27 protein-coding genes are annotated in these 26,521 nt (G+C 38.1%); 16 read left to right on the top strand and 11 right to left on the bottom strand.

The genetic code is table 11. The annotated features are described in order from the left end of the window. Positions 1-116 precede the first annotated feature (116 nt). The 12 genes from NML75_RS03615 (at position 117) to lacG (ending at position 11,451) form a co-directional block, all read left to right on the top strand. Positions 117-593: a PTS sugar transporter subunit IIA gene (locus NML75_RS03615; RefSeq protein ID WP_254804068.1), complete on the top strand. Its 477-nt coding sequence runs from the start codon at positions 117-119 to the stop codon at positions 591-593. 41 nt (positions 594-634) lie between these two features. Continuing rightward, complete coding sequence (locus NML75_RS03610; protein WP_006148587.1) at positions 635-940, top strand: PTS sugar transporter subunit IIB; 306 nt, start codon at positions 635-637, stop codon at positions 938-940. Positions 941-984: 44 nt separating this feature from the next. Continuing rightward, positions 985-2,460 carry a PTS galactitol transporter subunit IIC gene (locus tag NML75_RS03605; RefSeq protein WP_254804067.1) on the top strand — a complete coding sequence of 492 codons (1,476 nt, stop codon included), beginning with the start codon at positions 985-987 and terminating at the stop codon, positions 2,458-2,460. A 95-nt stretch (positions 2,461-2,555) separates the two neighbouring features. Continuing rightward, positions 2,556-3,449: an aldose 1-epimerase family protein gene (locus NML75_RS03600; RefSeq protein WP_254804066.1), complete on the top strand. Its 894-nt coding sequence runs from the start codon at positions 2,556-2,558 to the stop codon at positions 3,447-3,449. Positions 3,450-3,711: 262 nt separating this feature from the next. Further along, complete coding sequence (lacA, locus tag NML75_RS03595) at positions 3,712-4,137, top strand: galactose-6-phosphate isomerase subunit LacA (protein ID WP_006148584.1); 426 nt, start codon at positions 3,712-3,714, stop codon at positions 4,135-4,137. Between the two features lie 147 nt (positions 4,138-4,284). Continuing rightward, positions 4,285-4,800 (top strand): galactose-6-phosphate isomerase subunit LacB, encoded by a 516-nt coding sequence (lacB, locus tag NML75_RS03590; protein ID WP_254804065.1) that lies wholly within the window; start codon positions 4,285-4,287, stop codon positions 4,798-4,800. A 10-nt stretch (positions 4,801-4,810) separates the two neighbouring features. Further along, positions 4,811-5,740, top strand: coding sequence for a tagatose-6-phosphate kinase (locus tag NML75_RS03585; RefSeq protein WP_254804064.1), 930 nt, complete (start codon positions 4,811-4,813; stop codon positions 5,738-5,740). A 1-nt stretch (position 5,741) separates the two neighbouring features. Then, entirely contained in the window at positions 5,742-6,722 is a 981-nt protein-coding gene (gene lacD / locus NML75_RS03580; protein ID WP_254804063.1) for a tagatose-bisphosphate aldolase, read from the top strand. Between the two features lie 229 nt (positions 6,723-6,951). Beyond that, positions 6,952-7,788 carry a PRD domain-containing protein gene (locus NML75_RS03575; RefSeq protein WP_254804062.1) on the top strand — a complete coding sequence of 279 codons (837 nt, stop codon included), beginning with the start codon at positions 6,952-6,954 and terminating at the stop codon, positions 7,786-7,788. Positions 7,789-7,822: 34 nt separating this feature from the next. After that, entirely contained in the window at positions 7,823-8,140 is a 318-nt protein-coding gene (locus NML75_RS03570) for a PTS lactose/cellobiose transporter subunit IIA (protein ID WP_254804061.1), read from the top strand. Beyond that, a complete protein-coding gene (locus NML75_RS03565) occupies positions 8,140-9,831 on the top strand; it encodes a lactose-specific PTS transporter subunit EIIC (RefSeq protein ID WP_254804060.1) in 1,692 nt (563 codons plus the stop codon). The genes NML75_RS03570 and NML75_RS03565 overlap by 1 nt, the downstream gene beginning before the upstream one ends. Positions 9,832-10,044: 213 nt before the next feature. Beyond that, positions 10,045-11,451: a 6-phospho-beta-galactosidase gene (lacG, locus tag NML75_RS03560; protein WP_302851152.1), complete on the top strand. Its 1,407-nt coding sequence runs from the start codon at positions 10,045-10,047 to the stop codon at positions 11,449-11,451. Between the two features lie 39 nt (positions 11,452-11,490). Here lacG and NML75_RS03555 read toward each other — a convergent pair whose 3' ends face one another. The 4 genes from NML75_RS03555 to nrdH all read right to left on the bottom strand — a co-directional run bounded on the left by NML75_RS03555 (position 11,491) and on the right by nrdH (position 15,936). Continuing rightward, positions 11,491-12,258 (bottom strand): DeoR/GlpR family DNA-binding transcription regulator, encoded by a 768-nt coding sequence (locus NML75_RS03555; RefSeq protein ID WP_254804058.1) that lies wholly within the window; start codon positions 12,256-12,258, stop codon positions 11,491-11,493. Positions 12,259-12,388: 130 nt separating this feature from the next. Further along, positions 12,389-13,351, bottom strand: a complete 963-nt coding sequence (nrdF, locus tag NML75_RS03550; RefSeq protein WP_004253599.1) for a class 1b ribonucleoside-diphosphate reductase subunit beta — start codon at positions 13,349-13,351, stop codon at positions 12,389-12,391. A gap of 137 nt (positions 13,352-13,488) precedes the next feature. Then, positions 13,489-15,648, bottom strand: coding sequence for a class 1b ribonucleoside-diphosphate reductase subunit alpha (gene nrdE / locus NML75_RS03545; RefSeq protein WP_254804057.1), 2,160 nt, complete (start codon positions 15,646-15,648; stop codon positions 13,489-13,491). Positions 15,649-15,717: 69 nt separating this feature from the next. Then, complete coding sequence (nrdH, locus tag NML75_RS03540; RefSeq protein WP_006148571.1) at positions 15,718-15,936, bottom strand: glutaredoxin-like protein NrdH; 219 nt, start codon at positions 15,934-15,936, stop codon at positions 15,718-15,720. A gap of 360 nt (positions 15,937-16,296) precedes the next feature. Here nrdH and NML75_RS03535 point away from each other — a divergent pair, with 360 nt between their 5' ends. The 3 genes from NML75_RS03535 to udk all read left to right on the top strand — a co-directional run bounded on the left by NML75_RS03535 (position 16,297) and on the right by udk (position 19,055). Then, the gene (locus NML75_RS03535; RefSeq protein WP_000146952.1) at positions 16,297-16,560 is read left to right on the top strand and encodes a phosphocarrier protein HPr; all 264 of its coding nucleotides are present in this window, start codon (positions 16,297-16,299) and stop codon (positions 16,558-16,560) included. 4 nt (positions 16,561-16,564) lie between these two features. Then, positions 16,565-18,298 (top strand): phosphoenolpyruvate--protein phosphotransferase, encoded by a 1,734-nt coding sequence (ptsP, locus tag NML75_RS03530; protein WP_254804056.1) that lies wholly within the window; start codon positions 16,565-16,567, stop codon positions 18,296-18,298. A 118-nt stretch (positions 18,299-18,416) separates the two neighbouring features. Further along, positions 18,417-19,055: a uridine kinase gene (gene udk, locus NML75_RS03525; protein WP_004253618.1), complete on the top strand. Its 639-nt coding sequence runs from the start codon at positions 18,417-18,419 to the stop codon at positions 19,053-19,055. A gap of 32 nt (positions 19,056-19,087) precedes the next feature. Here udk and NML75_RS03520 read toward each other — a convergent pair whose 3' ends face one another. The 3 genes from NML75_RS03520 to coaB are packed head-to-tail and all read right to left on the bottom strand — an operon-like array spanning position 19,088 to position 20,887. Beyond that, positions 19,088-19,651, bottom strand: a complete 564-nt coding sequence (locus NML75_RS03520; protein ID WP_254804055.1) for an ECF transporter S component — start codon at positions 19,649-19,651, stop codon at positions 19,088-19,090. After that, a complete protein-coding gene (coaC, locus tag NML75_RS03515; protein WP_254804054.1) occupies positions 19,635-20,186 on the bottom strand; it encodes a phosphopantothenoylcysteine decarboxylase in 552 nt (183 codons plus the stop codon). Before coaC ends, NML75_RS03520 begins: the two co-directional genes overlap by 17 nt. 14 nt (positions 20,187-20,200) lie before the next feature. Continuing rightward, on the bottom strand, positions 20,201-20,887 hold the full coding sequence (gene coaB / locus NML75_RS03510) for a phosphopantothenate--cysteine ligase (protein ID WP_254804053.1): 687 nt from the start codon (positions 20,885-20,887) through the stop codon (positions 20,201-20,203). Positions 20,888-21,120: 233 nt separating this feature from the next. Here coaB and NML75_RS03505 point away from each other — a divergent pair, with 233 nt between their 5' ends. Beyond that, the gene (locus tag NML75_RS03505) at positions 21,121-22,791 is read left to right on the top strand and encodes a formate--tetrahydrofolate ligase (protein WP_254804052.1); all 1,671 of its coding nucleotides are present in this window, start codon (positions 21,121-21,123) and stop codon (positions 22,789-22,791) included. Between the two features lie 84 nt (positions 22,792-22,875). Here the strand turns inward: NML75_RS03505 and lysS are convergent, their stop codons facing one another. The 4 genes from lysS to NML75_RS03485 all read right to left on the bottom strand — a co-directional run bounded on the left by lysS (position 22,876) and on the right by NML75_RS03485 (position 26,452). After that, complete coding sequence (lysS, locus tag NML75_RS03500; RefSeq protein WP_254804051.1) at positions 22,876-24,366, bottom strand: lysine--tRNA ligase; 1,491 nt, start codon at positions 24,364-24,366, stop codon at positions 22,876-22,878. Between the two features lie 135 nt (positions 24,367-24,501). Then, complete coding sequence (locus NML75_RS03495; protein ID WP_254804050.1) at positions 24,502-25,128, bottom strand: histidine phosphatase family protein; 627 nt, start codon at positions 25,126-25,128, stop codon at positions 24,502-24,504. Next, positions 25,125-25,610: an aminoacyl-tRNA deacylase gene (locus tag NML75_RS03490; protein WP_254804049.1), complete on the bottom strand. Its 486-nt coding sequence runs from the start codon at positions 25,608-25,610 to the stop codon at positions 25,125-25,127. The genes NML75_RS03495 and NML75_RS03490 overlap by 4 nt, the downstream gene beginning before the upstream one ends. After that, on the bottom strand, positions 25,610-26,452 hold the full coding sequence (locus tag NML75_RS03485) for a DUF368 domain-containing protein (protein ID WP_254804048.1): 843 nt from the start codon (positions 26,450-26,452) through the stop codon (positions 25,610-25,612). Before NML75_RS03485 ends, NML75_RS03490 begins: the two co-directional genes overlap by 1 nt. Positions 26,453-26,521 lie beyond the last annotated feature (69 nt).

The raw sequence follows: 26,521 nt of genomic DNA, 5'->3' as shown, positions 1-26,521 counted from the left end.
GTTTACAATCAAACAAAAAAAATAAAAATCAAACAAAATGCAACAAAAAATATTGACAACGGTTTCATATAGTGATATACTTGTATCATAAAAGTTAAATATGAAGGGAGAAGGTCATGGGATTAGATCATTTCTTCAGCAAAGACTTAGTTTTTTGTTTAGAAGCAGATAATCAAGAGCAACTCTTTGATCAAGTTGCAACCCTATTGGAAGAAAAGAAAGTTGTTACGGATACCTATCGATCGGCATTGATTGAACGTGAAAAAATGTTCCCAACCGGTTTAGATATGGAATTTCTTGGGAAGGACTTGCCGAATGTAGCAATCCCTCACACAGACACGATTCATAATTTAACTGAAAACGTTGTTGTGGTACGCTTAGCGAAACCAGTAACATTCCACAACATGATTGCTCCTGACAAGGAAGTAGAAGTATCATTACTCTTCTTTATCATCAATAATTCAAGTTCGAGTCAAACTAATATTCTCGCTCAATTGATGGACTTCTTTACAGGTAATGGTCATCTAGAAGCACTTTCTAAGATTACAGAACCAGAAGCTTTGTTCCAGTATATCTCAGAAGCAACTGTTTAAATTCATAAATAAATAGTAAATAAAAATCGGAGGAAATCCAAATGATTAAAATTCTTGCTGCATGTGGTGCAGGTGTCAACTCAAGCCACCAAATTAAAAGCGCTCTAGAAGAAGAGCTATCTAACCGTGGATACGACGTACAGTGTGACGCAGTTATGGTTAAAGATGTCAACGAAGACTTGATTAAAGGTTATGATATCTTCACACCAATTGCTGCAACAGACTTAGGTTTTGACCCTGGTATCCCAGTAGTAGAAGCTGGACCTATCTTATTCCGTATTCCAGCGATGAGCGCTCCAGTCTATGACAATATTGAAGCAGCAATCAAAGAACACGGATTAAGTTAATTATTATTTTGTAAGTTTCCATAAAAATAAAGGGAGGAAAAATTATGGACGTCATTATTAACATAGCCAACGAGGTCTTTAAACCTATTTTGGAAATGGGTGCACCAGTCATCATGCTGATCGTGTTGACACTCTTGGCTTTACTCTTTGGAGTGAAATTCTCCAAAGCGCTTGAAGGTGGTATCAAACTTGCCATCGCACTTACTGGTATCGGTGCTATCATCGGTATGCTTAACGGAGCTTTCTCAGCTTCGCTTGCAAAATTCGTTGAAAACACAGGTATTCAGTTAAATATTACTGACGTTGGTTGGGCACCACTTGCTACAATCACTTGGGGTTCTGCTTGGACACTTTACTTCTTGCTCATCATGTTAATCGTTAACGTTGTGATGCTTGCAATGAAGAAAACTGACACACTTGATGTTGATATCTTCGATATCTGGCACTTGTCTATCACAGGTCTTTTGATTAAATGGTATGCTGACAACAATGGAGTTAGCCAAGGAGTTTCACTCTTTATCGCGACTGCAGCAGTTGTTCTTGTTGGGGTTCTTAAAATCATTAACTCTGACTTGATGAAACCTACATTTGATGACCTACTTAACGCACCAAGTTCATCACCAATGACTTCAACTCACATGAACTACATGATGAACCCAGTTATCATGGTTTTGGATAAGATTTTTGACAAACTCTTCCCAGGTCTTGATAAATACGACTTCGACGCTGCTAAACTAAACAAGAGAATCGGTTTCTGGGGATCTAAATTCTTCATCGGTTTCATCCTTGGTATCGTTATTGGTGTGATGGGAACTCCACATCCGGTTGCAGGTGTAGAAGGTGCGGAAAAATGGGAACTTGTAATTAAAGGTTGGTTGTCACTTGGTTTGACTGCCGGTGTCTGCTTGGAGCTCTTCTCACTTATCGGTTCATGGTTCATCGCAGCCGTAGAACCACTTTCACAAGGTATTACAAACGTTGCTACTAAACGTCTTCAAGGACGTAAATTCAACATCGGTCTTGACTGGCCATTTATCGCTGGTCGCGCTGAAATCTGGGCTTGTGCGAACGTACTTGCACCAATCATGTTGGTTGAAGCAGTGCTTCTTTCAAATGTCGGAAATGGTATCTTGCCACTTGCTGGTATCATCGCAATGGGTGTGACTCCAGCTCTCTTGGTAGTTACTCGTGGTAAATTGCTCCGTATGATTATCTTCGGAACACTCTTGTTGCCACTCTTCCTTCTTTCAGGTACACTTATTGCACCATTCGCTACAGAACTTGCTAAAGGTGTAGGTGCCTTCCCAGAAGGTGTGAACCAATCACAATTGATTACTCACTCAACTCTTGAAGGACCAATCGAAAAACTATTTGGTTGGGCAATTGGTAACGCTACAACTGGTGATATCAAAGCTATCCTTGGCGCAGTAGTATTCCTTGTATTCTACGTTGGTATCTTTGCATGGTACAGAAAACAAATGATCAAACGTAACGAAGAATACGCAGCAAACGCAAAATAATTTGCTCCTAAAAATGTAAATTGTAAAAACTAGGTTGTCAGTTTCCACTATGGAGCAGCAGCCTAGTTTTTTTTAGAAAATTGGAGGTAAGACTTATGATTGTATTAAAATCAGATCAATTATGTGTTGAGTTTCAAACACTTGGAGGAGCGCTATCCTCTATAAAAGATAAAGATGATGTAGAGTATCTGTGGCAGGGGGATCCAATTTATTGGAGTGGGCAAGCACCCGTATTATTCCCAATATGTGGTTCAGTAAGAAATGATATGGTCCTTTATGATAAGGAAGATGGTAGTCAAAAAGAAGGTAAAATTCCTCGACATGGTCTAGTAAGAAAAAAAGAATTTACATTAGTAGAACAAACAGATAATTCTGTTACATTCGCTATTGAAGACGATGAAGAGATGTATGCAAATTACCCTTATCATTTTCGTTTAGAAATCACTTATACAGTGACTGGGAAAACCATACGTACTCAGTATAAAATCTATAATAAAGAATCAGAAAAGAGTATGCCATATTTTATCGGTGGGCATCCTGGTTTTAACTGTCCCTTACTAGATGACGAGATATATGAAGATTACTATCTTGAATTTGAAAAGCCAGAAACATGTACAGTTCCAAAACCTTTCCCAGAAACAGGAATGTTGGATTTCAAAGATAGAAATTCTTGGTTAAATAATCAAAAAGAAATAGACTTGAATTATGACTTCTTTAGCTATGATGCTGTGACATTAGATAAGTTGGAATCTCGCACAGTAGCTTTGCGTTCGAGAAAACATGATAAAGGTTTGAAACTAGATTTTAAAGAGTTTCCAAATTTAATCGTATGGTCAACTCTTAATAAAGGGCCTTTTATTGCTTTGGAACCATGGTCTGGTCTATCTACTTCGCTCGAAGAAGGTGATCGACTTGAAGATAAGAAGGATGTTAAAATCCTAAAAGCGGAAACTATAGTAGAAATGGGGTTCGATATTGAAATTTTATAAAAAATAAACAAAAACAAACATAAATTGTTGACTTTTCCAACTAATCGTAGTATATTATGTTTATAAAGAACAATTTGTGTTTATTTTAACAAGATTACTGTTCTGGCTTTTCTCTGTAGAAAGCTTATTAAGAAACAAATAAGATATTTGTTCTTAATTTAAATTATTGTCAACAAAACTACTAGTAACTATTTGAGAAAGGTCTCTTTTAGGCTAGAATCAAAAAGTTTTACTGGTCTATTATAAAAAAGGAGTATACAATATGGCTATTGTTATTGGTGCAGATGCTGCAGGTTTAAGATTGAAAGAAGTTGTAAAAGACTTCTTGGAAAAAGAAAACTTCCACGTAGTGGATGTTACAGCAGAAGGTCAAGACTTTGTTGATGTAACTCTAGCAGTTGCGGAAGAAGTTAAGAAAGAAGAACAAAACCTTGGTATCGTCATTGATGCTTATGGTGCAGGTCCATTTATGGTTGCTACTAAAATCAAAGGAATGGTTGCTGCAGAAGTTTCTGATGAACGTTCAGCTTATATGACTCGAGGTCACAACAACTCACGTATGATTACGATGGGTGCTCAACTTGTTGGTGATGAATTGGCTAAAAACATTGCTAAAGGCTTTGTAAATGGTAAATACGACGGTGGTCGTCACCAAATCAGGGTCGACATGTTGAACAAAATGTGCTAATACTCTTCAAAAATCAAGATAATCTGTCGTCAGCTCACTTTAGCTAACCTCAGTTATGCTCGCAGCTCGCTTCCTAAGCTAATCTTGATTTTCTTGAGTTAGGATAAATGATATTAGATTTATACAATTAATCGGAGGGAATAACTAATGAGAATTGCAATTGGATGTGACCACATCGTAACAAATGAAAAAATGGCTGTTTCAGAATTTTTGAAATCTAAAGGACATGAAGTCATCGACTTTGGTACTTATGACCACGCTCGTACCCACTATCCAATCTTTGGTAAAAAAGTTGGTGAAGCAGTAGTTAGTGGCCAAGCTGATCTTGGTGTATGTATCTGTGGAACTGGTGTAGGTATTAATAATGCTGTTAACAAGGTTCCTGGTGTTCGTTCTGCTTTGGTTCGCGATATGACAAGTGCCCTATATGCAAAAGAACAATTGAATGCCAATGTTATCGGATTTGGTGGTAAAATCACTGGTGAATTGCTCATGTGTGATATCATTGAAGCTTTCATCAACGCTGAATACAAACCATCAGAAGAAAACAAAAAATTGATCGCTAAAATCCAACACGTTGAAACTCATAACGATCATCAAACGGATGCCAACTTCTTTACAGAATTCCTTGAAAAATGGGATCGCGGTGAATACCACGACTAAGAGGTGACTTATGATTTTAACAGTCACAATGAACCCATCCATTGATATTTCCTATCCTTTGGATGAATTAAAAATTGACACTGTCAACCGTGTTGTAGATGTAACTAAGACGGCCGGTGGTAAAGGTCTTAACGTTACTCGTGTCCTATCAGAATTTGGTGACTCTGTAGTCGCAACTGGGCTTGTCGGTGGTAAACTAGGTGATTTTTTAGTAGAAAATATTGATGACAAAGTAAGCAAACGTTTCTTCTCTATTCAAGGTGAAACCCGTAACTGTATCGCAATTCTACATGGAGAAAACCAAACAGAAATCCTAGAAAAAGGTCCTGAGGTTCAAGAAAAAGAAGGACAAGATTTCTTGGCTTACTTCAAAGAACTTCTTAATACTGTAGAAGTAGTAGCTATTTCAGGTAGTCTACCAGCTGGGCTCCCAGTTGATTATTATGCTAGTTTAGTGGAACTTGCTAACCTAGCCGGAAAACCAGTTGTCTTGGATTGTTCAGGAGCTGCTCTTCAGGCCGTCCTTGAATCTCCACATAAACCAACAGTTATCAAACCAAATAATGAAGAATTATCTCAACTTTTAGGAAGAGAAATTTCTAAAGACTTGGATGAATTAAAAGAAGTCCTTCAAGAACCACTATTTGATGGAATCGAGTGGATTATCGTTTCCTTAGGTGCTAATGGAGCATTCGCTAAACACGGTAACACTTTCTACAAAGTAGATATTCCAAGAATTCAAGTAGTAAATCCAGTCGGTTCTGGCGATTCTACAGTGGCAGGTATTGCTTCAGGTCTTTTCCATAAAGAAACGGATCAAGAACTGTTGATCAAGGCAAATGTCCTTGGTATGCTTAATGCTCAAGAAAAAATGACCGGTCATGTCAATATGGCTAACTATCAAGGTCTATATGACCAATTAATTGTAAAAGAGGTATAAAATGGTTTTAACAGAAAATAAACGTGATTGTATGCAAAAACTCTCTGATGAGAATGGTATCATCTCAGCTCTTGCTTTTGACCAACGTGGTGCTTTGAAACGCCTCATGGCTCAATACCAAACAGAAGAGCCAACAGTTGCTCAAATGGAAGAACTTAAAGTATTGGTGGCGGATGAATTAACTAAATATGCTTCATCAATGCTTCTTGATCCTGAATATGGTCTTCCAGCTACAAAAGCTCTTGATCCAAAAGCTGGTCTTCTCCTTGCTTATGAGAAAACTGGATACGACACAACAAGTACAAAACGTTTGCCAGACTGCTTGGATGTTTGGTCTGCAAAACGTATCAAAGAACAAGGGGCAGATGCTGTTAAGTTCTTGCTTTACTATGACGTAGATAGCTCTGACGAACTTAATCAACAAAAACAAGCCTACATCGAACGTATTGGTTCTGAGTGTGTGGCTGAAGATATTCCATTCTTCCTTGAAATCTTGGCTTACGATGAAAAGATTGCTGATGCAGGTTCTGCTGAATACGCTAAAGTAAAACCACACAAAGTTATTGGTGCTATGAAAGTCTTCTCAGACCCACGCTTTAACATTGATGTTTTGAAAGTGGAAGTTCCAGTTAACGTTAAATACGTTGAAGGATTCGCTGAAGGAGAGGTTGTTCACAATCGTGAAGAAGCAGCAGCCTTCTTTAAAGCTCAAGACGAAGCTACTAACTTGCCATACATCTACTTGAGTGCAGGTGTATCAGCTAAGCTCTTCCAAGAAACTCTTGTATTTGCCCACGAATCAGGTGCAAACTTCAATGGTGTTCTTTGTGGACGTGCAACATGGGCTGGATCAGTTGAAGCTTATATCAAAGACGGTGAAGCAGCAGCTCGCGAATGGCTTCGTACAACTGGTTTTGAGAACATTGATGAACTCAACAAAGTTCTTAAAACAACAGCAACTTCATGGACCGAACGTGTTTAAGTTTCAACCCTTTTTATGTCAAAACCCAGCTAAAAACTTTTAAAAAAAGTTGTATGTAAAGGTTTACAAAATAAAAATCTTGTGCTATACTTAAGTCACAAGTTAATAAGAGTGAGTGTTACTAAGTAATATTAGGCATGATCACAGATGACTCAGAAATTTATTTTCAGGGTCATTTGTGGTCATTTTTTATACTCTAGCTCTTAAATGACAGAACAAGGAGGTCGACATGTATCGGATATTAAATCCAATGAATAACAATGTTTCTCTTGTACGTAACGGAAACGGTGAAGAGCTTGTAGTAATTGGGAAAGGGATTGCCTTTGGAAAAAAGAAAGGTGATTTGATTTCCGAAAATCAAGTTGAAAAAGTCTTTCGGATGAAGACTGAAGAATCTCGAGAAAATTTTATGACTTTACTCAAGGATGTTCCGCTAGACTTTATTACCGTTACTTATGAAATTATTGATAATCTTTCAAAAAAATACCAATATCCTGTTCAAGAGTACCTCTACGTAACCTTAACAGACCATATCTATTGTTCTTATCAAGCGATTAGCCAAGGGCGTTATAAGGATAGTAATTTACCTGATATTTCAAAGGAGTATCCTATTGCTTTTCAAATAGCTCAAGAGTCTTTTGAAATCTATAATAGTAAACTATCTGGTAATTTACCAAAGGATGAAATAAAAAGAATAGCCTACCACTTTATTAATGCCGAGGGTGAGAATGAGGTAGAAGTTGCAGAAGCTATTGATAAGAGAAAGGAAATCATAAAGAAGGTTGAGAGTCTTCTCAGGAGCTATAACATTCAAAGAACCCATGAAAATAATAATTTCTACGACCGCTTTATGATTCATCTAAATTATTTCTTGGATTACCTTGATCGAAGTCGCGATGATAATCAATCCTTGCTCGATATGGAAGAACATATCAAAACTACATATCCTAAAGCTTTTGAAATTGGTAGCAAAATTTATGAAGTCATTGCTCAGGAAACGGGTGTTGATCTTTATAAGAGTGAACGAGTTTACCTTGTTCTACATATTCAACGTTTATTGTCATAATATTTACTAAAAATTATATAAGGAGAAATCTATCATGAATAGAGAAGAAGTAACATTGTTAGGTTTTGAGATTGTTGCCTATGCTGGCGATGCTCGTTCAAAACTATTGGAAGCCTTGAAGGCTGCTGAAGCTGGTGATTTTGCGAAAGCGGATAGCTTAGTTGAGGAAGCCGGTGCTTGCATCGCAGAGGCTCACCATGCCCAAACAAGCTTGTTAACAAAGGAAGCTGCTGGTGACGATTTGGCTTATAGCGTGACCATGATGCATGGCCAAGATCACTTGATGACAACAATCTTGCTAAAAGATTTGATGCATCATTTAATTGAACTTTATAAAAGAGGAGCTAAATAATGAATAAGTTAATTGCCTATATCGAGAAAGGAAAGCCTTTCTTTGAAAAACTATCTCGAAATATCTATCTTCGTGCTATTCGTGATGGATTTATCGCTGGGATGCCAGTCATTCTATTCTCAAGTATTTTTATCTTGATTGCTTTTGTGCCTAATTCATGGGGATTTGTATGGTCTGATGATGTTGTAGCGCTTTTGATGAAACCTTATAGCTATTCAATGGGTATTCTCGCACTTTTGGTTGCTGGTACAACTGCTAAATCATTAACAGACTCTGTTAACCGTAGCATGGAAAAAACCAACCAAATCAACTATATGTCAACTCTATTAGCTGCTATTGTTGGGTTATTGATGTTGGCAGCTGACCCAATTGAAGGGGGCTTTGCAACAGGTTTCCTCGGAACAAAAGGTTTACTTTCAGCTTTCCTAGCAGCCTTTGTGACTGTAGCAATCTATAAGGTTTGTGTGAAGAATAATGTTACTATTCGAATGCCTGACGAAGTTCCACCAAATATCTCACAGGTCTTTAAAGATGTTATTCCATTTACGCTTTCTGTCGTTTCCCTTTACGGTCTTGACTTACTTGCTCGTCATTTTGTTGGTGCAAGCGTAGCAGAATCAATCGGTAAATTCTTTGCGCCTCTATTCTCAGCAGCAGACGGTTATGTTGGTATTACGATTATTTTCGGTGCCTTTGCATTCTTCTGGTTTATTGGTATTCACGGCCCATCTATCGTTGAGCCTGCGATTGCAGCGATTACTTATGCAAATGCCGAAGTCAACTTGAACCTTCTTCAACAAGGTATGCACGCTGATAAGATCCTTACATCTGGTACACAAATGTTTATCGTCACTATGGGTGGTACTGGTGCAACTCTTGTTGTTCCGTTCATGTTTATGTGGTTATGTAAATCAAAACGAAATCGTGCTATTGGACGTGCTTCAGTAGTTCCTACATTCTTCGGTGTAAACGAACCAATCTTGTTTGGTGCACCGCTTGTTTTGAACCCAATCTTCTTTATCCCATTCATCTTTGCACCAATTGCAAACGTATGGATCTTTAAGTTCTTTATTGAAACACTTGGCATGAACTCATTTACTGCCAACCTTCCATGGACTACACCAGGACCACTTGGTATTGTTCTTGGTACAAACTTCCAGTTCTTATCATTCGCTCTTGCAGCATTGTTAATTGTAGTAGATATTGCTATCTACTATCCATTCCTCAAGGTTTATGATGAACAAATTCTTGAAGAAGAACGTTCAGGTAAAGCTAATGATGAATTAAAAGAAAAAGTAGCTGCAAACTTTAACACTGCAAAAGCAGATGCTATTCTTGAAAAAGCTGGAGTAGATTCAGCACAAAATACAATTACTGAAGAAACAAACGTCCTCGTTCTTTGTGCGGGTGGGGGAACAAGTGGTCTTCTTGCCAATGCTTTGAATAAAGCCGCAGAAGAGTATAAAGTTCCAGTTAAAGCTGCAGCAGGTAGCTATGGAGCCCACCGTGAAATGTTACCAGAGTTTGATCTTGTTATCTTAGCACCACAAGTTGCTTCAAACTTTGAGGATATGAAAGCTGAAACTGATAAATTAGGTATCAAACTTGCTAAGACAGAAGGTGCACAGTACATCAAGTTAACACGCGATGGACAAGGTGCTCTAGCCTTTGTTCAAGCTCAATTCGATTAACGATAGGGACTGTGAAACAGTCTCCTATCGTAACGGAAATCGCTATGGCGATATTCCTAATCGACTTGTTAACTCGTCGGTAAAAATATATCGTTTTTACCTCCTCATGTCACAATTCGGTGGCTTGGAACAAGAAGTGAGATGGAGATGGATGGCTCACTAACTCCTCTCCCCTCACTTTTCATTTTATCCAATCAAGAAATAGGTGAAAAAATGACAAAAACACTTCCTAAAGATTTTATTTTTGGTGGCGCAACGGCTGCTTATCAAGCAGAAGGAGCTACCCATACTGACGGAAAAGGACCAGTTGCTTGGGACAAATACTTAGCAGATAACTATTGGTATACAGCAGAACCAGCAAGCGATTTCTACCATAAATATCCAGTAGATCTTCAGTTAGCTGAAGAATATGGCGTCAACGGTATCCGGATTTCGATCGCTTGGTCGCGGATTTTTCCAACTGGATATGGTGAAGTCAATCAGAAAGGGGTTGAATTCTACCACAATCTATTTGCGGAATGCCACAAACGTCATGTGGAACCGTTCGTAACTCTTCACCACTTTGATACACCTGAAGCTCTTCACTCAAATGGAGATTTCTTGAATCGTGAGAATATCGAACACTTCGTAGATTATGCAGCCTTCTGTTTTGAAGAATTCCCAGAAGTCAACTACTGGACAACCTTCAATGAAATTGGCCCAATCGGTGACGGTCAATACTTAGTAGGAAAATTTCCTCCAGGGATTCAGTATGACCTTGCTAAAGTTTTCCAATCACACCACAATATGATGGTTTCTCATGCCCGAGCTGTGAAGTTGTACAAAGACAAAGGCTACAAAGGTGAAATCGGGGTTGTTCACGCCCTTCCAACAAAGTATCCATTGGATCCTAAAAATCCTGCAGACGTTCGGGCTGCTGAATTGGAAGATATCATCCACAACAAATTTATCTTGGATGCAACCTACCTAGGACACTATTCCGATAAAACCATGGAAGGTGTAAAACATATTCTTTCAGTTAATGGTGGTGAGTTGGATCTTCGAGACGAAGACTTTGTGGCACTTGAAGCAGCTAAAGACCTGAATGACTTCCTTGGAATTAACTACTACATGAGTGATTGGATGGAAGCATTTGATGGTGAAACTGAAATCATCCACAACGGTAAAGGAGAAAAAGGAAGCTCCAAGTACCAAATCAAAGGTGTTGGTCGACGAGTAGCTCCTGACTATGTCCCTCGTACTGACTGGGACTGGATTATCTATCCTCAAGGATTATACGACCAAATCATGCGCGTGAAAAAGGATTATCCAAACTACAAGAAAATATATATCACAGAAAACGGACTTGGATACAAAGATGAGTTTGTGGACAATACGGTTTATGACGATGGACGGATTGATTATGTGAAGCAACACTTGAAAGTTCTGTCCGATGCGATAGCGGATGGGGCAAACGTCAAAGGCTACTTCATTTGGTCACTCATGGATGTTTTCTCCTGGTCAAATGGTTACGAAAAACGTTATGGACTCTTTTATGTAGATTTCGAAACTCAAGAGCGTTATCCTAAAAAGTCAGCTCATTGGTATAAAAAAGTAGCTGAAACAGGCCTTATTGAGTAGACGTAATGATAAAAAAAGTCTCACCAATGGTGAGACTTTTTAAGGTGTCGACTTAATAATTTTTGTTTGTTTGGACAAAGTTTTTAGGGTTTCTTGGCTAAGTTTTGAATCTGAAATAATCGTATCAATATCAGAGATATTATAGAAAGTATAAAAATCAAACTTATTAAATTTACTGTGGTCAGCTAGAAGAATCTTTTTATTAGCATTATTTAATGCTAGCTTTTGGACTTCTCCCTCTTCTTCACTGAAAGTAGCAATAGCATGATCTTTTATACCATTGCAACTAACAAAAGCTTTAGAGAATTGAAGACTAGCAATATCCTGGAGTGTTAAGGTTCCGACAAAGGCTCCGGTGATTTCCCGATAATTCCCACCGATTAAAATTAAATCAGTCAGTTTACGTTCATTTAGAATCAGAAAAACAGGTAAACTATTGGTAACAACACGGATATTATCAATTGGTAGTTCACGCGCAAAGAACTCAAGAGTAGTACCTGGACCGATAAAAATCGTTTCTCTTTCTTCGACTAAATGACCAGCAAATTTTGCAATTTCTTGTTTTTCAGCAATCTGAAGACCTTGCTTTTCGACATTCGAGCGTTCATTTGCTAATAGAGAACCAGAACGAAGTTTTTCAGCACCTCCATGCACTCGAACAAGTAGATCCTTGTCAGCTAACTCTTGCAGATAACGTCGAGCAGTCATATCAGAAATATCTAAACGATTCATTATTTCTTTGACTGTAATGGTTCCTCTTGTATTGACAATCTCTAAAATCACATCTAGTTTTTCTTGTTTTAGCATTGAATCACCCCCATATCCAATATCATTTTATCACATTTTAAACATCTAAGCAACTTAAATAAAACAAAAATAAACAAAAACAAAAAACATCTGTGTTTGTTTTTAACTCAGATGTTTTTATATTTTTTAATTAGTCTAATCCGTAGTTATAATCATCGTCCTGCATAGCTTCAACTTCACCAAGTAGATATCCGTTACCAACTTGAGAGAAGAAGTCGTGGTTGGATGTACCAGTAGAAATCCCGTTCATAACGATTGGATTGACATCGTCAGCTGAGTCAGGGAAGAGAGGATCTTGTCCTAGGTTCATAAGAGCTTTATTGGCGTTGTAGCGAAGAAAGGTTTTAACCTCTTCAGTCCAACCAACACCATCATATAAACTCTCTGTATAACCTTCTTCATTTTCATAAAGTGTGTAAAGAAGGTCGTACATCCAGTCTTTTAACTTTTCTTGCTCTTCTTCTGGTAATTCGTTGAAACCAAGTTGGAATTTATAACCAATATATGTTCCGTGAACTGACTCGTCCCGAATGATGAGTTTGATGATTTCAGCAACGTTTGCTAACTTGTTATTTCCTAGATAGTAGAGTGGAGTGAAGAAACCAGAGTAGAAGAGGAAGGTTTCAAGGAATACACTAGCCACTTTCTTTTCAAGTGGTGTTCCGTTAAGGTAAATCTCATTGATGATTTGTGCCTTTTTCTGAAGATATGGGTTTGTATCAGTCCATTCAAAGATTTCTTCAATCTCAGTCTTGGTATTCAAGGTTGAGAAAATAGAAGAATAAGATTTAGCGTGGACAGATTCCATAAATTGAATGTTGTTAAACACAGCTTCCTCATGTGGTGTACGGATATCTGCACGTAACGCTTGAACCCCTGTTTCAGACTGCATGGTATCCAAAAGTGTCAAACCGCCAAAGACCTTTCCTACCAAGTCTTTTTCTTTATTTGATAACTTTCTCCAGTCATCTAAGTCATTAGATAAGGGAATACGTGTATCCAACCAAAATTGTTCAGTTAGTTTTTCCCATGTTGATTTATCGATGACATCTTCGATGGCATTCCAGTTAATGGCTTTGTAGTAAGTTTCCATTACAAATCTCTTTCTTTTGATTTAATTAAAATAGTGATGAATGTTCTAGCCTTATGTGATTGGGTTACCGCACAAAAAGTCGGTACTCCGACTTTTTGATGTTACCCTATCTTTGTAAACAAGATTTTAGTGAGATTTTAAATTACACAGCTTTCACATTGGTTAGCACCAACTTCACCGCCGTCATCTGTGTAGGTACGAACGTAGTAGATAGACTTAATGCCCTTGTTAAAGGCGTAGTTACGAAGGATAGATAGGTCACGTGTTGTTTGTTTGTTCTCTTTCTTCCATTCATAAAGACCCGTTGGGATATCACTACGCATGAAGAGAGTGAGTGAAAGCCCTTGGTCTACGTGCTCAGTTGCAGCAGCATAGACATCGATAACTTTACGCATATCCATGTCATAGGCAGAAGTGTAGTAAGGAATAGTTTCAGTTGATAATCCTGCAGCAGGATAGTAAATCTTACCAATTTTCTTCTCTTGACGTTCTTCAATACGTTGAGTAATTGGGTGGATAGAAGCAGACACGTCATTGATGTAGCTGATAGAACCATTCGGCGCTACAGCAAGACGGTTTTGATGGTAAAGTCCATCTGCTTTAACTTTATCACGAAGTTCAGCCCAATCAGCTGCAGACGGGATAAAGGTTCCTTCAAAGAGTTCTTTAACTCGATCAGATTTTGGAACAAATTGACCAGACGTATACTTATCGAAATAAGTACCATTTGCATAGTCTGATTTCTCAAAGTTGTGGAAGGTAATGCCACGTTCACGCGCAATATTGTTTGATTCTACCAAAGTCCAGTAATTCAAAAGCATAAAGTAGATGCTTGTAAATTCAACAGACTCAGGTGATCCATATTCGATTAATTGCTGAGCAAGATAGCTGTGAAGCCCCATAGCACCAAGTCCAAATGTATGAGCTTGGCTATTTCCGTGGTCAATAGTTGGAACAGCAACGATGTGAGAGCTATCTGTTACAAAGGTCAAAGCGCGAACCATTGCACGAATAGAACGTCCAAAGTCAGGTGATGTCATCATATTTACAACGTTGGTTGAACCAAGGTTACATGAAACGTCAGTACCCATTTGAAGGAATTCTTGCGCATCGTTGATAAGACTTGGTTCTTGGACTTGAAGAATTTCTGAACACAAGTTACTCATGATAATCTTACCATCGACAGGATTTGCACGGTTAGCAGTATCGATATTGACTACATAAGGATAGCCAGATTCTTGTTGCAATTTAGAAATTTCTGTTTCCAAATCACGGGCCTTAATTTTTGTCTTACGGATGTTTGGATTTGCTACCAACTCATCGTATTTTTCTGTGATATCGATGTAGTTAAAAGGTACACCATACTCTTTTTCAACAGAATAAGGACTGAAGAGGTACATTTCCTCATTCTTACGTGCTAATTCATAGAATTTATCTGGTACCACAACACCAAGTGAAAGAGTCTTGACACGAACTTTTTCATCAGCATTTTCTTTCTTAGTAGAAAGGAAAGCGATAATATCTGGGTGGAAGACGTTAAGGTAAACAACCCCAGCACCTTGACGTTGACCAAGTTGGTTAGAGTAAGAGAAGCTGTCTTCGAAAAGCTTCATAACGGGTACTACACCAGAAGCAGCACCTTCATACCCTTTGATAGGTGCTCCAGCTTCACGAAGGTTGCTGAGGGAAATTCCGACACCACCACCAATACGTGAAAGTTGAAGAGCGGAGTTGATAGAACGTCCGATAGAGTTCATATCATCTGTTACCTGAATCAAGAAACATGATACCAATTCACCACGACGTGCACGGCCTGCATTCAAGAAAGAAGGTGTAGCAGGCTGGTAACGCTGGTGGATGATTTCATTGGCAATATCAATTGCGATAGCTTCGTCACCATCAGCAAAGTAAAGAGCGTTAAAGAAGACACGGTCTTCCATGCTCTCAAGATAGTACTCTCCGTCATTAGTTTTCAAGGCATATTGATTGTAAAACTTGTATGCTGCCATGAAAGACTTGAATTGGAAGTTTTGATCCTTAATAAATTGGTAAAGCTCTTCTAAGAATTCTGGACGATATTTCTTGATAAACGCTGTTTCGATATAGTCTTGTTTAATAAGGTAATCGATTTTATCAGTGATAGAATCAAAAACCATAGAATTTGGTACAACATTTTCTTTAAAGAATGCGTCCAAGGCTTCTTTATCTTTGTGGAGCATGATTTGTCCATTAACAGGACGGTTGATTTCATTATTTAGACGGAAGTAAGTTACGTCCTCAAGTTGTTTTAATCCCATAAAATTTCCTTTAATTTATTACAAAAGAAAGGCTTCTAAGATTGACATAGAAGCTTTTAATCCTGATACTTAAGCAAGTTCTTTAAGTTTTGCTGGTTGGAAACCAGAGAAAACTTCAGTTGGTGTTTGAATGATAGGAGCAGCGTTGAAGCCTAGCTCTTTAACTTGTTCAATAAATTCAGGTTGTTCATCAAGATTGATTTCGCGATATGCGATGTTGTTACTATCTAAGAATCGTTTGGTCATTTTACATTGAACACAATTGTTTTTAGAATAAACGGTTACCATTCTGTAACTCCTCTTTCAAAATTTAATTACTTCTTAAGTATATCAGAAAAAAATTCTTTGTCAACGAAGAAAAACTAAATATTGTAGAATTTTTTTAGATGAGAGTTATCTAAACACAATATATAGTGATTGAAAAAAATAAAACCCATAAATAACAGCGTTTTCTAAATGTTAAAATTATAAAAAACTATATGATGTATTTTGATACATAAAATAGAAGATTTTCAGCAAGTTATCTGAAAGGAAAAAGAAGAAATCCCATAAAATACTTGAAAAAATTCCTAGAAGGTGATATAATATCAAATTGTAAGGGTTATCAGATATAACTCAAAAAGAAAACATTTAAAGGAGAGTCAAATTATGGCTTCTAAAGATTTCCACGTAGTGGCAGAAACAGGTATTCACGCACGTCCAGCAACATTGTTGGTACAAACTGCTAGCAAATTTGCTTCAGATATTACTCTTGAGTACAAAGGTAAATCAGTTAACCTTAAATCTATCATGGGTGTTATGAGCCTTGGTGTTGGTCAAGGTGCTGACGTTACAATCACTGCTGAAGGTGCAGACGCTGATGACGCTATCGCTGCTATCTCAGAAACAATGGAAAAAGAAGGATTGGCATAAGGATATGACAGAAATGCTTAAAGGAATCGCAGCATCTGATGGTGTTGCAGTTGCTAAAGCATATCTACTCGTTCAACCGGATTTATCATTCGAGACTATTACAGTCGAAGATACAAATGCAGAAGAGGCTCGTTTGGATGTTGCTCTTGAAGCTTCTCAAAACGAGCTTTCTCTTATCCGCGAGAAGGCTGTAGGTACGCTTGGTGAAGAAGCGGCGCAAGTATTTGACGCTCACTTGATGGTTCTTGCTGACCCTGAATTGATCGGTCAGATTAAAGAAACAATTCGTGCTAAGAAAGTAAATGCGGAAGCAGGTCTTAAAGAAGTTACAGACATGTTTATCACAATCTTTGAAGGCATGGAAGACAACCCGTACATGCAGGAACGTGCAGCGGATATTCGCGACGTTACCAAACGTGTTTTGGCAAATCTTCTTGGCAAGAAATTGCCAAACCCAGCTTCTATTAATGAAGAAGTAATTGTGATTGCACATGACTTGACTCCATCAGATACTGCTCAATTGGACAAAAACTTTGTAAAAGCTTTTGTAACAAACATTGGTGGACGTACAAGTCACTCAGCTATCATGGCTCGTACACTTGAAATTGCAGCTGTATTGGGTACAAACAACATCACTGAACTTGTAAAAGATGGTGACATTTTGGCTGTTTCAGGTATTTCAGGTGAAGTCGTTATCAACCCAACTGAAGAACAAATTTCAGAATTCAAAGCAGCTGGTGAAGCTTACGCTAAACAAAAAGCAGAATGGGCTCTTTTGAAAGATGCTAAAACTGTTACTGCTGATGGTAAACACTTCGAGTTGGCAGCTAATATCGGTACACCTAAAGACGTTGAAGGTGTGAACGAAAATGGTGCTGAAGCTGTTGGTCTCTACCGTACAGAATTCTTGTACATGGATTCTCAAGATTTCCCAACGGAAGACGATCAATACGAAGCTTACAAGGCGGTTCTTGAAGGTATGAACGGTAAACCTGTTGTCGTTCGTACAATGGATATCGGTGGGGATAAAGAACTTCCTTACTTCGATCTTCCTAAAGAAATGAACCCATTCTTGGGCTACCGTGCTTTACGTATCTCAATCTCTAAAACTGGTAACCAAATGTTCCGTACACAATTGCGTGCATTGCTTCGTGCATCTGTTCACGGTAAATTGCGTATCATGTTTCCAATGGTTGCTTTGTTGAAAGAGTTCCGTACTGCTAAAGCTATTCTTGAAGAAGAAAAAGCGAAATTACTTGCTGAAGGTGTTGCTGTTGCGGATGACATCCAAGTTGGTATCATGATTGAAATCCCAGCTGCAGCTATGCTTGCAGACCAATTTGCCAAAGAAGTTGATTTCTTCTCAATTGGTACAAACGACTTGATCCAATATACAATGGCTGCTGACCGTATGAACGAACAAGTTTCATACCTTTACCAACCATACAATCCATCAATCCTTCGCTTGATCAACAATGTTATCAAAGCAGCTCACGCTGAAGGTAAATGGGCTGGTATGTGTGGTGAGATGGCTGGGGACCAAACAGCTGTTCCACTTCTTGTCGGAATGGGCTTGGATGAGTTCTCTATGTCAGCTACATCTGTTCTTCGTACACGTAGCTTGATGAAGAAACTTGACACAGCTAAGATGCAAGAATACGCTAACCGTGCTCTTACTGAATGTTCAACAATGGAAGAAGTTCTTGAACTCTCTAAAGAATACGTTAACTTTGATTAAAAACATTAAAACCTTGTAGAACTAAACTACAAGGTTTTTTTACTCTAATTTAAAAGTCCACCTGTAAAATTTTCTAAAAATATGGTAAAATAGACAAAGGAAAAATACGGAGGCAACTATGCAAAACAGACCAATCATTATCGGAGTAACAGGGGGATCTGGTGGAGGAAAAACCAGTGTTTCGAAGGCAATTTTATCGCATTTTCCCAATGAAAAAATTGCCATGATTGAGCATGATTCCTACTATAAAGATCAATCTCATTTAACCTTTGAAGAACGTATTAAGACTAATTATGACCATCCTTTTGCTTTTGATACTGACTTGATGATTGCACAAATTAAGGAATTGTTGGCAGGGCGTCCTGTTGATATTCCTACCTATGATTATGCTGCCCACACAAGAAGTTCGAAAACCTATCGTCAAGAACCTCAAGACGTCTTTATTGTAGAAGGAATTTTGGTTTTAGAAGACAAACGGCTTCGTGATTTGATGGATATCAAGATTTTTGTGGACACTGATGATGATGTTCGTATCATCCGTCGTATTAAACGCGATATGGAAGAACGTGGTCGTAGTTTGGATAGCGTTATTGATCAGTATCTCGGAGTCGTAAAACCTATGTATCATCAATTCATTGAACCTACAAAACGTTACGCTGATATTGTAATTCCTGAAGGTGTAACCAATACTGTAGCGATTGACTTGTTGACTACTAAGATTGAGAAGATTTTAGAAGAGGCTCGTTTAGCCCAGTAATAAATAAAAAACTGTATCACTTGATACAGTTTTTATTGTTTAATTTTTTCAAGTCTCGGAACAATGACGAGAGTTAAGATGGCTGAGATAATTAATTCTGCGATTGAATTTGTTGAGATAACAGTCGCTAATAGTTTTTGGATATTTCCATCAAAAACATTACCAAAGAGAAAGAAGATACCACCTAAGACAAATACTGTATTCGTGAGTGAGCCAAGTGCACCTGCAAAGATGAGTCCAGCTCTTCCCTTTAGTAGTTTATAGACGAAATAAGGTGTCAAACCGATTAAGATACGAGGAACAATTGCGATCACAACTGAATAGAAGTTACCATTTGGTACAAATGGTGAGAAGAGATAGCTTGTTGGCAGGATAGTGAGAGTATTAACCGTTAAGCTAAGCATTCCCATCAAGAAACCTAAGGTTGCACCGATTCTTGGTCCGTAGATAATACTTGCAATAATTACTGGAATGTGAACGATGGTTGGTTTGATTGGAAAGGGAAGTACATTAAATAAAATCGAGCTTAGTAAATGAATAACAATCATAATAGCAAAAAAGATAGCGATTGGAGCAATATTAGAGCGTTTGTTCATAAATTTTATCCTTTATTTCTTGTAAAATAGTTTCGAGATCAGCGAGAGCACCACGACCTGTATCCCCACAGGCCAGTAGAGAATCTTTGGGAGAAATAATTGTATAACCATAATTTTCTAAAGTTTTTAGATTAGCTTGGGTCGCAGGATGGTCATACATCTTTGTGTTCATAGCTGGAGCCAATAGTTTGGGTACAAAGTGTGGCAAAGCAAGAGCAGTAGCAGTCACCATATTGTCAGCAAAACCGTGAGCTAATTTAGCGATTGTATTGGCTGTCGCAGGAACTACGATAAATAAATCTGTTTCTTTTCCTATTTGAATGTGATTCACTTGATTTGGAAAAGGTTCGTGCATGACGTCAAGATGTACAGTATTTTGTGATAGTACTTGTAAAGTTAATGGCTGAATGAATTCTGTTGCTGACTGAGTCATAAGAACAGTAACAGAATGCCCCTGTTTTTTTAAAGAACTAACTAGGTCAACTGTCTTGTATGCAGCAATAGATCCTGTAATAGCGAGTGTAATACGGGCCATAAAATTCCTTTCTTTTAGTCATAACTTTTGATTTTCTCGAGGAGTAAATTAGCAATTTCATGTTTACTCATAGCAGTTTGGAAAGAATTTTTTTCAACTAAGTAAGCCTTATGTTGCTCGCTACTAATCTGAGTAAGGTCGTTTGCGACAATTAAATCAGCTTGGTTCTTTTCAAGACTTTCCCGAGCAATTTGAATCAGATGTTCCTGGCTGACATCAACCAGTAATTTAAATCCAATCAGATGAATGTTAGGATTCCATTCTTTAACAAGAGATATGATTTTTGGATTCTTCTTGAGAAATAGAACCTGAACGTCTTCCTTAGATGAGATTTTTGTTTCCTGATTTTTCTTATCTAAAAACTCTGTTAAATCTTGACTAGCTTCAATCTCATCAAAACCAGCCATATAGACAGGAGTGTAATCTGATACAGCCATAGAATGGATTAAGACCTGGTAATCCATAACCTTATCTTTCATGACTTGTAGCAAATCAGCTGTATTTTTAATTTCGATAATGGTCAAGTTTGGATGATTAACTGGCTTAACTGCTTGAAGAGTGGTAATAAAACAAACTTCATGGCCAGCCTTTAGAAGAGTCTCGGTGATAATTTTTCCAAGTTTACCGGAGGAGTGATTGGTAATAGAACGAACTCGATCAATTTTTTCACTTGTACCACCAGAAGTAACTAAAATTTTCATAGAACTATTGTACAAAAAAATGAGCATTAAGTAAAATGAAAGCGATGTAACAAGGGCCGAAAATAGGATGTTAATCCATAGTTAAAATCTATAAAGGCATATAAAAATTTAAATAGAGATAAAGAAAGTCTGTTATTTAGCGATATTCACGAACGTTACTAATCATAATGACTGTTAAAAATCTTGTTTTATGATATAATGAATTAACACATTAGAGGCTAGAGGAGTTTTTTATGAAAACAGATATTGAAATTGCACAGAGTATTGAGTTAAAACCGATTGTTGATGTTGTTGAGAAACTTGGTATTTCATACGATGATTTGGAGTTGTATGGAAAGTACAAGGCTAAACTAAGCTTTGATAAGATTCGTGAGGTTGAGGCAAATCCAGTTGGTAAGTTGATTCTTGTTACAGCTATCAACCCAACGCCAGCAGGTGAAGGGAAGTCAACTATTACAATCGGTCTTGCCGATGCTTTGAATAAGATTGGTAAGAAAACAATGATTGCCATCCGCGAACCTTCTCTTGGCCCTGTTATGGGTATTAAAGGTGGAGCTGCTGGGGGTGGTTATGCCCAAGTGTTACCAATGGAAGATATCAACCTTCACTTTACTGGAGATATGCACGCTATCACAACTGCCAACAATGCTCTCTCTGCCTTGATTGACAATCACTTGCACCAAGGAAATGAGCTAGGAATTGACCAACGTCGTATTCTTTGGAAACGTGTTGTTGACTTAAATGACCGTGCTCTTCGTCATGTAACTGTTGGACTTGGTGGTCCTCTTAATGGAATTCCTCGCGAAGATGGATTTGATATCACTGTTGCTTCAGAAATCATGGCTATCCTTTGCTTGGCAACTGACATTGAAGATTTGAAACGTCGTTTGGCTAATATCGTCATCGGCTACCGTTATGACCGCACACCAGTTTCAGTTGGTGATTTACAGGTTGAGGGTGCCTTGGCATTGATTTTGAAAGATGCTATTAAACCCAACTTGGTTCAAACAATATATGGTACACCTGCATTCGTACACGGTGGCCCATTTGCCAATATTGCTCACGGATGTAACTCTGTATTGGCGACAAAAACAGCTCTTCGTTTAGCTGATTATACTGTAACAGAGGCTGGTTTTGGTGCAGACCTTGGTGCAGAGAAGTTCCTGGATATCAAGACTCCAAACTTGCCAACAGCTCCAAGTGCAGTAGTCATTGTAGCGACTCTTCGTGCCCTTAAGATGAATGGTGGTGTTGCAAAGGATGCTCTGACGGAAGAGAATGTAGAAGCAGTACGTGCTGGATTTGCAAACTTGAAACGCCACGTTGAAAATATTCGTAAATTCGGTATTCCAGCGGTTGTTGCTATCAATGAATTTGTTTCTGATACAGAAGCGGAAATCGCAGCATTGAAAGAACTATGTGCTTCAATCGATGTACCAGTCGAATTAGCGAGCGTATGGGCTGATGGAGCTGAAGGAGGAGTTTCTCTAGCTGAAACTCTCGTAAAAACAATTGACGAAAACCCAGCAAACTACACACGTCTCTATGACAACGACCTTTCTGTTCAAGAAAAAATCGAAAAGATTGTGACTGAAATTTACCGTGGTAGCAAAGTCAACTTTGAGAAGAAAGCCCAAACTCAAATCGCTCAAATTGTCCAAAATGGTTGGGACAAATTACCAATCTGTATGGCCAAAACTCAATACAGTTTCTCAGATAATCCAAATGCACTTGGAGCACCTGAAAACTTTGAAATTACCATTCGTGAATTGGTACCAAAACTTGGTGCAGGCTTTATCGTTGCTCTTACTGGAGATGTCATGACCATGCCAGGACTTCCAAAACGACCTGCCGCTCTCAACATGGATGTTGAAAGCGATGGAACTGTTCTTGGATTATTCTAATTCAAACACAAAAGACAACCTCTTTGATAAGGTTGTCTTTTTAACTACAAAAAAACTCCTAGAAATCATCTAGGAGTTTAGTTTTTATTTCATAGTTGGGAAAAGAAGTACATCACGGATAGTGGTAGTATCTGTGAGTAACATGCAGAGACGGTCGATACCGATTCCCAAACCACCTGTTGGTGGCATACCATATTCAAGGGCTTCGATGTAGTCGTAGTCAATGCCAGTTGCTTCATCGTCACCAAGTTCTTTGGCTTTAGCTTGGGCTTCAAATCGGCTAAGCTGATCGATTGGATCGTTGAGCTCAGTGAAAGCATTGCCGTATTCTTTAGTCATGATGAAGAGTTCGAAACGGTCAGTAAAGCGTTCGTCTTCAGGGTTCTTCTTAGCAAGTGGAGATACTGCTACTGGATGTCCATAGACAAAGGTTGGTTGAATCAAAGTTTCTTCAACAAATTCTTCAAAGAAAGCATTGATAATGTGACCTACTTCAGTATAGTGTTTCTCAACTGGAACTTTCTTCTCAGCAGCGATAGCTTTTGCTTCTTCGAAAGTCATGTCTTGCCAGAAATCAACACCTGTAATTTCCTTGATAGCATCCACCATGTGTACACGTTTAAATGGTTCGTTAAGTTTTATCTCAGTTCCTTGATAGATAACTGGAGCGTCGCCTTTAACAGCTTTTGCAACGTGTTGAATAATACCTTCAGTCAAGTCCATGATATCTTGGAAGTCTGCATAAGCTTGGTAAACCTCGATAGAAGTGAACTCAGGATTGTGTGTAGCGTCCATTCCTTCGTTACGGAAGATACGACCAATCTCATACACACGTTCCATACCACCGACGATAAGTCGTTTCAAGTGAAGCTCAGTCGCGATACGAAGCACCATGTCAATGTTTTGGGCATTGTGGTGAGTGATAAATGGACGAGCAGCAGCACCACCAGCTTCATTGTGAAGAACAGGTGTTTCAACTTCTAGGAAACCTTTTTGATCAAGATAACGACGAATTTCAGAGATGATTTTTGAGCGAGTAACAAAGCGTTCAAAACTTTCACGGTTTGAAATCAAATCAAGGTAACGTTTACGGTAAATAGTTTCAACGTCTGTTAAACCGTGGAATTTTTCTGGAAGCGGACGAAGGGCTTTAGACAAGTGAGTGATGTGTGTAGCCTTAATAGAGAGTTCTCCCATATCGGTACGCATGACTTCACCTTCGACACCAAGGAAGTCTCCGAGGTCAGCTTTTTTGAAGATTTCGTAGTTTTCTTCACCAACTTCATCTTTACGAACGTAGATTTGGATTTGACCTTCACGGTCTTGAAGGTGAGCAAAACCAACTTTCCCTTTTCCACGTTTAGTCACCAAGCGTCCAGCGATAGTGGCAGTTTCATTTAGTTCGTGTAGTTGTTCTTTATCTAGCTCAGCAAATTTATCTTTTAGTTCTTGAGAGTTGGCAGTACGTTCAAAACGTTTACCGAAAGGATCAATTCCTTGTTCACGGAGCGCAGCCATTTTTTCACGGCGAACGATCTGCTGGTCATTCAATTCTTCCATATGTTCTGTTGACATGTGTTCCTCCTAATGAAATTCAAATTTTGAAATAATAAATCAATTTTTCACGGTACTCCCATTTTATCATAAAAAGTTAAGAAATTCACGGATATTCTATAAAAACTAAAAAGAACTTGACGTAATAGATCAAGTTCAATTATTTTTTTGATAAGAGGTATCGTTCCAAGTCTTAAGAGTAAATTTTTCAAAGTCGTCAGTCTCTAAAATTGTTAGACTTGCATTAGCCAAACCTCCGTCTTTACGAAGCAGAGCTTCCTGATAGCCTATAAGCGTTCGAAGACTAGCAGTAAGGTTCGCTCCATGACCGACTAGTAATAGGTGCTCTGCCTTAGAATTTTTTAAGGATCTGATAAATTGGATGGTGCGATGAGTTGTAGTGTAGAGTGATTCAGCTTCAAACATGCGAGTATCAAACTTAGCTAAGTTTGTTTTAAAAGCTTGAATTTGCTGAGGGTAGATAGCATTTAAAGTCGCAATTTTTAGACCTTCCAGTTTACCGAGGTGCCATTCTCTGAGTTCAGGAACACTTTCTAAAGGACAAGGATTTGTCAGTTGACTTTGGAAAATCTCAGCTGATGTTACCGCTCTTGGTAAATCACTCGAATAGATCTTGTCAAAAGGGATATCTTTAAGATACCGGCCCAGGTCTTTTAAAGTTTCAATAGATTCAGGAAGAAGTGGTGAATCTCCGCCTGCACCTTGAAAACGACCTTCTAGATTCCAGACTGTTCGACCATGGCGGACAAAGTAAAGTTTCATGAGTTATTTTCCTCCAAGATATCAACAAAGTTTGCTTTTACAAAGTTTGCCAGATCTTTAGGTGCGATGATGATACTGTGTCCTACCTCACCAGCAGAGACAATCATTTTTTCTAATTCTAAAGCTGTTTCATCAATAAAAATAGGGTAGTTGTGTTTTTGACGGATACCTACAGGGTTATTAGCTCCATGGATATATCCAGTAGTTTTTTCTAAATCCTTTTGAGGAATCATGCCCACTTTTTTATTTCCAGAAATCTTTGCTAATTTCTTTTCAGAAAGGTGTTCGGTGATAGGAACAATTCCTATTACCGGACCAGTCTTATCACCCAATAATGCTAAGGTCTTAAAGATATGATTTCTATCACAACCAGAAGGAAGTTCTCCTTCTAAAGCATTAATTTGAACGCCTTGATGATCAACACCTGCCTTAGTCAAAATTTGCTCTACTAAGGTTTTTTTAACTTTAACTTTCTTAGCCATTATTTGTATTTATCCTCCAACTGACTCATCCAAATACCTAACCAAATGCCAAGAGCAAAAAAGAAGGCAACAATCACATAAGACACAAGAGATAAACCACTGTAGTTAATGCTTTCAGCATTACCCGCATTTGGAATCAATATCAAGAGTGTACTTGAAAGAACGATTGCAATGATGAAGTGATAAACACGAGAGTGATACTCTCGAAGAGCGTAATCCATCAATTTTGAAAAAATAATAAGAGTAGCAGCAGCTCCAATTCCTATTGGAAGGAAGGTTCCAAATAAATCAAAAGTTTTAAATCCAGTCAACATTGGGGTATAAAGACCTAAAATCAATAGTAGATTTGAGGGACTTAAGCCTGGAACCAAAATACCTAGAGCAAGAAGAGCACCAGCTAGGATAAAACTTATGAAACTTGCGTTTAGTGAACCAACCTCAAAGTTTAAAGCGTAAAGACCAATTCCAGAAACAATAAAGGTCACCCAAAACCAGATAAGATCGACTTTGTCTCTTTCAGAATCTTGAGTAGCCTCTTTTACAAGACTAGGGACTGTACCAATAATAGCACCCGCAAAACTCCATAAAACATAAACTTGATAATGCTCTAGTAAGTACTCAATTGGATAAGAAAATAGCCCAATACCTAGTAACATACCGATAGCAACAGGTAAGAAATAAAGAATATCTTCTTTTAGGTTTTTAAATGGATGGGCAAGAAAACGAATCATTCTCTCATAGATACCCAAAATAGCCGCTAGAACACCACCAGAAATACCTGGTAAAATAAAACCAAGCGCGATAACAATACCTTTAATGATTTTTGAAATCCAAGATAACATAAACTCTCTCCGTATTTATTCTCTAAAATTCTCTTCTTGTATTATATCACAAAGTAAGAGAAATAAAAA

It is taken from the genome of Streptococcus sp. CF4-3, assembly GCF_024295385.1.
In the GTDB taxonomy this organism is placed as follows: Bacteria; Bacillota; Bacilli; order Lactobacillales; family Streptococcaceae; genus Streptococcus; species Streptococcus infantis_I.
Note: the sequence above shows the minus strand (reverse complement) of the source record. Positions and strands in the feature narration are given on the sequence as shown.